This window comes from Vibrio sp. V43_P6S15P86, assembly GCF_009904725.1.
Lineage (GTDB): Bacteria > Pseudomonadota > Gammaproteobacteria > Enterobacterales > Vibrionaceae > Vibrio > Vibrio diabolicus.
Genome location: NZ_WXWT01000175.1, coordinates 1 through 3,032, shown reverse-complemented (window position 1 = coordinate 3,032; position 3,032 = coordinate 1). Strand labels below are relative to the sequence as shown.

Below are 3,032 nucleotides of genomic sequence, written 5' to 3'. Positions count from 1 at the left end.
TGTCGCACTGGATTATGATAACCAAGCAGACGCACTTGCGTTTGTAGATAGAATTGATCCTGCGTCATGTCGCCTAAAAGTTGGCAAGGAGATGTTTACGCTATTTGGTCCTGATTTCGTACGTGAACTCCACAAACGTGGTTTCTCAGTCTTCCTGGATTTGAAATTTCACGATATTCCAAATACGTGTTCTAAGGCGGTCCGCGCAGCCGCGGAATTAGGGGTTTGGATGGTGAATGTGCATGCGAGCGGTGGTGAGCGCATGATGACGGCATCACGTGAAATTCTTGAGCCATACGGTAAAGATCGCCCACTTCTGATTGGAGTAACGGTACTAACCAGTATGGAACAAAGTGATTTAGCGGGTATTGGTTTGAACATTGCGCCTCAGGATCAAGTTATTCGTCTGGCGACATTGACCAAAAACGCTGGTTTAGATGGTGTCGTATGTTCAGCTCAAGAGTCTTCATTGCTTAAGAGCGAACTGGGTCAAGACTTTAAGTTAGTTACACCAGGAATCCGACCTGCTGGCTCTGAGCAAGGTGACCAGCGCCGTATCATGACACCAGTAGAGGCTATTCAGTCAGGCTCTGACTATCTTGTTATTGGGCGTCCAATTACTCAAGCTGTGGATCCTGCTGCAGTGTTGAAATCGATCAATGATAGCTTGTCTAGTATGTAAGCACAGTCTTGTATTGTATAAAGAAAGGTGAGGCTGTGATGCCTCACCTTTTTTGTATCTAATAAAAATACCAACCGTAGTAAGTAACTGCTCATTTTAACCAGTTATATCTGCTCGCTTACTTGCTTGCTTTAATTGGTGTCGGGGGGAGCTTATTCGGATAAAGGTTCTACGGTTTATTATGAGAAAAGTAGGGCTTGGTACTGTATCGATCACACTTTTGTAACATAACTCACTGTGATGCATAGAAAATGCGACCATGTATTATTGATGACTTGCGTTACAAAAGCCTAAAGAATACTATGGCGAGGATGCATTCACTGCGTTGTAAGGTCTAGGATGACCTAGTGAAACTCTTTGAAATTAATATAGAAGCTGGCAGGAAGTCACTTCATATTACGCTCCTATTATTTCCTATCTGCGTATTTTCTATTTGCAGCTTTCACACTCCGTCTTCCTTGCTACGACCTTAATCGCAAACACAACAAGGAAGAAACATGACTAAAAAACTGCCATTTTCAGTACTTGCAACACTGACCGCTGCCAGTTTTCAACTGAGTGCGGCAGAGCTACCTGCTGATATAGAATGGATTTCAAATAACAATGAACCTCTGTTCGCCTCTGAAGAAGCGGTACGAGGTGGTACTTATCGTACTTACATTCAGAGCTTTCCTCAGACATTACGAAGTGTTGGTCCAGATGCGAACTCCGGCTTGCGCCAATATTTAATGGATGGTTCACCAAAGCTTGCTCAGCGTCATCCAAATACTGGTAAATGGATCCCCCAACTTGCTAAGTCATGGGCATTTGGAGAGGACAACAAAACCGTATTCTTTAAGCTTGATGAAACGGCCGAGTGGTCAGATGGTGAAAAAATTACGGCAGATGATTACGTCTTTATGATGAAGTACTACACGTCAAAAGACATTATCGACCCGTGGTACAACGACTTCTTCACGAACAGCGTTGTCGGTGTTGAAAAAATTGACGACTACACGATCAAAGTCAATCTTGCTGTAGCTCAAAGTCATGACTCGCTCATGGTTATGATTAACATGCCGAGTAATGGTTTTCAGCCTCGTCCGGAACACTTCTTTGAAGGAGAAAAGGACGCAAATAACGATGGCATGCCTGATAACTTCGTCAGAAAGTTCAACTTTAAATCTGAGCCAACTGCGGCGCCTTACTACATTGATAAAGTGAAGAAAGGTAAGAGCGTGACATTCAAACACGTGGGCGAAGATTGGTGGGGGTATAACAACCGCTACTATAAAAACCGTTACAACGTAGAAAAAGTCCGCATTAAGGTGATTCGCGATCCTGATATTGCCATGAAGCACTTTGAGAAAGGCAACTTGGACTACTTTGAGATGGTGCTACCAAGCTTTTGGCATGACAAAACCTATAGTGATGTGTACAAAAAAGGCTATATCCAAAAGTACTGGGGCTTTAACGAAGCACCACAAGGCGCTGGTGGCCTTTGGATGAACACCGCGATGCCGATGTTGGATAACCTAGAAGTTCGCAAAGGCGTTATGGCAGCCACTGACTATGACGGCATGATTGAAAATATCATGCGTGGAGATTATTCACGTAAACCACATGGACTCGGCTTTGGTCATGGCGAATACGATGACCCTAACAATACACCGCCTAAGTTTGATGCCGATGCGGCGGTTAAACATTTCGAAAAAGCGGGCTTTGACAAAGTTGGCGCAGATGGTATTCGTGTCAACGACAAGGGCCAACGCTTGAGCTTTGCTATCACCTATGGATACAACTCTTGGACACCGCGTATTGCGTACTTGAAAGAGCAAGCGAAACTTGCTGGTCTTGAGTTCACGTTAAACTTGGTGGATGGTTCATCTGCGTTTAAATACATTCTTGAGAAAAAGCATCAGTTAGCGTTCTTGAATATGGGTTCTGGTGAGATTCCTGCGTATTGGGAATACCTGCACTCTGATAATGCGAATCGACCACAAACGAATGCTCACACCAACTACAGCAGCCCTGAGTTGGACAAGTTGATTGAAGCTTATGACTCTGAGTTTGATCAGGAGAAGCGTTACGATTTATCGCATCAAATCCAAAACTATGTCAGCAAAGCGAATATCATCGTTCCTGGATACATGGTGCCTTATTCTCGAGTTGCACATTGGCGCTGGGTTAAAATTCCTAAAGATGGCATGACAAAAGCGACAGAATGGGTGCTTCATCCAATGGATATTGGTAATTTCTGGATCGATACCAAAGTAAAAGAAGAGACTGAGGAAGCGATGGACGAGGGTAAAACCTTCCCAGAGACAACGGTTATTGATGATCGCTACAAGTTGTAACTCCACAACTTAGC

The 3,032-nt window shown here is 43.9% G+C and carries 2 protein-coding genes; both read left to right on the top strand.

Features of this window, described 5'->3' with window-relative positions; translation table 11 throughout:
• A partial coding sequence (gene pyrF, locus CAG69_RS07775) for an orotidine-5'-phosphate decarboxylase (RefSeq protein ID WP_161443557.1) occupies positions 1 to 682 on the top strand: 682 nt, incomplete at its 5' end.
• A gap of 497 nt (positions 683 to 1,179) precedes the next feature.
• Entirely contained in the window at positions 1,180 to 3,018 is a 1,839-nt protein-coding gene (locus CAG69_RS07770; protein ID WP_161443555.1) for an extracellular solute-binding protein, read from the top strand.
• The last annotated feature ends 14 nt before the right edge of the window (positions 3,019 to 3,032 follow it).